General features: G+C 56.2%; 5 protein-coding genes. 3 read left to right on the top strand and 2 right to left on the bottom strand.

Annotated elements, in window-relative coordinates; genetic code table 11:
- Window positions 1–332: 332 nt before the first annotated feature.
- Window positions 333–1,067 (bottom strand): Crp/Fnr family transcriptional regulator, encoded by a 735-nt coding sequence (locus tag AWB65_RS34155; RefSeq protein WP_087671179.1) that lies wholly within the window; start codon window positions 1,065–1,067, stop codon window positions 333–335.
- Between the two features lie 947 nt (window positions 1,068–2,014).
- Between AWB65_RS34155 and AWB65_RS37985 the strand changes: the two genes are divergently transcribed.
- From AWB65_RS37985 to AWB65_RS34140, 3 genes are all read left to right on the top strand, one after another.
- Window positions 2,015–2,239, top strand: a complete 225-nt coding sequence (locus AWB65_RS37985; RefSeq protein WP_374729782.1) for an RNA chaperone Hfq — start codon at window positions 2,015–2,017, stop codon at window positions 2,237–2,239.
- A gap of 370 nt (window positions 2,240–2,609) precedes the next feature.
- Window positions 2,610–2,945 (top strand): rod shape-determining protein, encoded by a 336-nt coding sequence (locus AWB65_RS37505; protein ID WP_374729781.1) that lies wholly within the window; start codon window positions 2,610–2,612, stop codon window positions 2,943–2,945.
- A gap of 151 nt (window positions 2,946–3,096) precedes the next feature.
- The gene (locus AWB65_RS34140) at window positions 3,097–4,473 is read left to right on the top strand and encodes a hypothetical protein (protein ID WP_087671180.1); all 1,377 of its coding nucleotides are present in this window, start codon (window positions 3,097–3,099) and stop codon (window positions 4,471–4,473) included.
- A gap of 203 nt (window positions 4,474–4,676) precedes the next feature.
- On the opposite strand, the gene AWB65_RS36125 is transcribed toward AWB65_RS34140, so the two are convergent.
- Window positions 4,677–4,841 (bottom strand): H-NS histone family protein, encoded by a 165-nt coding sequence (locus AWB65_RS36125; RefSeq protein ID WP_125474295.1) that lies wholly within the window; start codon window positions 4,839–4,841, stop codon window positions 4,677–4,679.
- Between the last annotated feature and the right edge of the window lie 96 nt (window positions 4,842–4,937).

Below are 4,937 nucleotides of genomic sequence, written 5' to 3'. Positions count from 1 at the left end.
TGTTCTGCGCGCTTCGACGTCAAGCTGGTAGTCAATGAAGTCTCTGCGCCCTCTTCGATCTTGCGCGTTGCGTGGATGAAGATCCGATCTCCCTGCTACCTGGCTCGGACGCGGGAGAGCTATCTGGCGTTGCGGAGTCGATCGGTCGGCTCCCCTTCGTCTGGCAGCGCGCACCGTTGCTACAGGCTACTCGCGCAGCCTCGGATCAGGACGTTGTGCACGCTTCGCACAGAGACACAGAGTCGAGGCTGTTCCCAACACGAGTATCCTAGTCGATCGTCCTGGGCCACCCGACGCCGGCTTAGGGCAGCGGGCGTCGGCATATTCCGTCCTCACGCAGCGACTGCCGCCTGACGGGCGCTCGGCAGCATGCGATCAAACTCGCGCTTGACGATGCCGTAGCATTCACAAGCGCGCGCTTCGAGCCCGGCGCGATCGAGCACCTTGATGCAACCACGGCTGTGATGGATCAGCCCCGCGTCATGCAGCTTGCCGGCCGCTTCGGTCACGCCTTCACGACGCACGCCCAGCATGTCGGCGATCATCTGCTGCGTCACGCGCATCTGATCCGACGACGAACGGTCCGCCTGGATCAGCAGCCAGCGGCACAACTGCTTGCTCAGCGAATGGTGACGATTGCACGCGGCCGTTTGCGCCACTTGCGTGAGAAGCGCTTGCATATACAGCAGCATCAGCCGACGCAGAAAATCCGAGCGACCGAAATGTTCGCGCAGCGCACTTGCGCTCATCCGATACGCGAAGCCCGCGCCCTGCACCTGCACGCGAGTGGGCATCGTGTCACCGCCAGTCAGCACCGGCACGCCCGTCATCCCTTCACGGCCCACGGCCGCCACTTCAACCGAACCGCCGTCTTCCATCGTGTGCAGCAGCGTGATGATCGCGGTCGTCGGGTAATACACGTGATGAATGCGTTGTCCCGAGTCGCACAGCAACTGCTCGGTGCGCAACTGAACGAGTTCGAGATGAGGCGCGATGGCTTGCCATTCATGCGCCGGAAGCGCGCCCAACAAATGATTGCCGTGCAGGTCGGATTGAAGAGTCAACATGATTTTTATTCGCCTGGTCTGTGCGCTTTGCGCTGTATTTTTCTGGTCCGCATCGGAATTCGTGAGCGCATCTGTGTGGCGTTCATCGAAACTTTTTGCGACCAGCCCCGTAGCACCGTTATTGCCGTCTGTTCGAATACGTTGGCGGCTGTCGTTTGTGCTTTGTCATACATTAGCGAGAGTCGTGCCAGCTTCGCAAACGTCTTACCAGTAAAGGGATTCGCCGGGATGTGTCGGACCGAACGCAGGCGCTTCAGCCGAATTTGATTCAGTTTTGAACAGAAGGATAAAGGCGCCCTCATGGGTCGATAGCCGAGGATATTCCGCATTAAAAATCGTTTTAACGTTTGCGCGCCTTTACCGTCCGCGATTTGACCGGGAGCTAAACCGAATCAATACTGGTAAAACAGTTGAAATCCGATTTGTATCAGGACTGAATGTCCGCTCAGCGAATTCGCACTGTGGCTGAAGAAAACGAGTGTCACAGTCGACTCTAACGGCAAGTTGCGGGCGGTGCGGATTAGTTCTGAACTGGGGTTCGCGCAGGCCTCAATGGTTGTAGGCATGTGCATAAAAACGTTACATATAGATAGAACGCTCGTGCTTTTCCAAGCGTTGCTCGCGACACACTGTAAAAGCGCTCCCGGATGAGCTCGAGGGGCGACCCACCGCTTGTCATGCTATTGGTTGCCTTGCGATGGACGAGTTTCTCAAAAGCCCAGCTTGACAATCGCCTCGAAAAGTTTCAAAACACTTGAAAACTCCGAACACAAGCGAGCTAGCGCGGACGTGTTCGATCGGCCCCGTTCAGGCAAGCGACTGTCGATAGCGTGACGGTCGACGAGTCACTGATCGATTTCGTCTCACACGCCGACCTGAGTTCCAGAGCGGGGGTTGACGCGGTGCTGTTGTCCCTACGATATTCCTGCGCGAAAGGCCGTTCAATCATGGTCCCTGCAACAGGTCAGGATGAATATCTGAAAGCCCTGTGTGAGTCCCGTGCTCCAGTTGCCGTCTACCTGGTCAGCGGCATACGGCTCCTCGGCGTCATTGGGCGGTTAGAGCCATATTCGATTTCGCTAAGGTCTGCCAGCGGCGTTCAAATGGTTTTGAAGCACGCAATCGCGACTATTCAACCGGACACGAGAGGAACCCCCATCCGAACATGGTGACAACCGTCCCCGTACCGCGCCGCCCGGGAATCAGTAATCAAGGTCGTTCATCGTCGCAGGCGACCATGAGACGCATCGAGACAGCATGGCGCAAAAACCCAGACACCGTAGATGAACTAGACGAGCGTTGGTATTGTAACCTCCCAGCGAACCCGTCCGGCCTTATTGTCAGCGCGAGGAAGTCACTTCAAGTGGTGGTGGTGCGGCAACGACCAGCGGGCTGCCTCCGTACTGCTCGCAGAAATCGCGAATTCGGAATTGCTACGCTTTGTACAAAACCTCAAATTCGTCAGCTGTGCCGGCCGGAATGTAATGCTTCTCGAAGGAAAAATCTCTTAAGCAGGCTTTGAGCGCGCTCGTTCAGCACGGTATGTCCATATTCGCGCATTGCCTGATGCAAGTGCGCCCACCGGTTGCTGTTCGTGCGTCGAAAAAATCTGACGGCCGAGTCGACCATCAGCAGAACCGCACTGAAGTGGGCGTCATTTCACTCGATGGCATAGTGTACAAGGGCTCCGTGCGGGTCGGTGACGACAGTTTGACGAACGGATCGTCATCTATATCCGCCGCAACTACGGTTCATCGGCGAACAAACGCAGAAGTCGTCAAGGAGATCGGCTCCGCGTTCCCCGGCTCGGAAGTCAAGGAGATCGAAGTGGGGAGGCGCAACATGTCGGAGGGCATACCACGCAGCGGACAAATTTAGTAGCGTTTTTGCTTACGAATGAACGCGGCGGCAACGGCATGACGCATGGTCTTCTGCCTCGCGTAGAGCCCCTCTGACCGGTCAAACTTTGCTTATAGCGTCGTCTATAATCGACAACTACAGTTTCAACAATGGCGGGGAGCCGTACTTTATGAATCAAGCGCGTGGGCGATACTCCGGATCGCGTGACAGTGGCCAGCGCCCACCGCGACACGTCAAAAAATCGCCTTCCAATCGACAGAGCCAACCTTACGTAAAGGGGCATTCTCCTCGAGACGAAGTTCAGACTGCTTCCATTTTCAAGACGCGGTCGTTTCAGTTATTGGTCGAGGCGGTGGGCGCAGAAAATATCGCGTTAGGACTTGAGTCCAACTTGACGCGAGTAGCGGAACTGATGAAAGGCGAAAAATTCACGCCCGAAACGGCCTTTCACATGGAGACCACGCTTGGGCTGCCACATGGTTTCTTCGACCAGCCCAATCCTGTGTTAACGCCGGAGACAGTCGCTCGATTGAAATCGCCGCTGGACTTTGTTCAAACGGAACCCGAATCAGAAGAAGAAGTGTTTGAAGTGCCTTCCAAACCGGCTTCCGCTCAAGTTATCAGCCAGCAGCCATCCATTAAAGAACATTTGCCCGAGGAATCGGAAATGCTGAAGAAAGCAGCGGGCGCATCGCCAAGGGCCGTGCAGAATAATAAGAACACAACGGTAGTGCAGCCTGCGGCCGGCAAAACGCCAAAGGGCCGACGCGTGAAATCCGAGACGGTGCCGCAAGGCGGCCACCAGCAATCGCTCGCGTTAAATAACAGCGCGGCGGTGCAAAACATCCGACGTGCCAATCTTCACGTTCTTACGAGCCGTAATGGATCTAAAGCAAGGCTCGCTGCCGTCATGGAGCTTACAGGTTCCAACATGGCCCACAGGCTACACGGCAAGAAGCGCATGGACGATGCCGAAGCGAATCGTTTCACTGAACGCTTGGGTTTGCCGACCGGTTGGTTGGACACCCCGCGCTCGGAAGCAGAAATTCCAGATTCAATGTCCCAGTTGCTTGTTCCCGCTTCTCGCGCTAAGGCATCTCAGACGCAACGACTACCCGTTACCGCAATAGAAGAAAGTCCGGAAGCCGACGTCGACGTCGAGAACATGCGCTCCTCGCCAGCTCCGGCGAGCACGTCGGCCGAACAAAGCCCCCACATTTCGACAAGTGGTGCAGTTGATGAGACCGTGGTCGTCGGCGAGCAAGCGCGTACCAGCAATCCCCCCGCTGAGCTCGCCGCTCCCGCAATCAAAGAAAAAAGCGCCGCACTGCCCCCAGCAGCACCCGAGCAGGTTGCTACCACTTCCGACCCGCAACGTCATTCGCTGTCGCACCGCCCCACCACCTCCTTGACCAGTCTGGCAAATCTCGACGGAATCGAACCGATTGCGGAGGCTCTGATCAAGACCCTGGCGGGCAAAGCACGCGCAGGTAAATTGGACGAGTTCAAAGCGCTGGAGCTATTGCAACAAGCGGTGTTGCTATGATCAGACGCTTGGGTGGAACATGCAGTGGTTCGCTACGAACCGTGATGCAAATAGCGCGCTTCCAAAGATCATGCGTACCAACGTGAATCGTCCCCACCTGTGCTGACGAGCCGCCCCTTTTTAGTACCTACCTGTCCCGCCGCTTTTCAGCATCGCAAGACATCTGTATAGGGCGGTGTGTGACGTTGCGGCTCTCTCAAACGCTATCGAGCCATCAAATCTGCAAGGCTGATTTGATATTCGCGCATCTTCCGTACGATGTCGGACAGGACGACTTTCGCTTCACGCTCGCGTGCCGTAGTGATTTCATGTTGAAGCGTTTCACGCTGCGCGATCAGTTCTTTGAGGCCAGGTTGGTTGATTGCCATTCAGGAGATTTACTTTTGAGGCTATTTCAAAAGTGGAGTGGGTAATGCGGCTTACGAGGCATGTTGGTTGAAGGCCGAGAAGTCGAGCTTTCCGGC

This window comes from Caballeronia humi (assembly GCF_001544475.1).
In the GTDB taxonomy this organism is placed as follows: domain Bacteria; phylum Pseudomonadota; class Gammaproteobacteria; order Burkholderiales; family Burkholderiaceae; genus Caballeronia; species Caballeronia humi.
The sequence above is the reverse complement of the archived record's forward strand: the minus strand, read 5'-3'. Positions and strand labels throughout refer to the sequence as shown.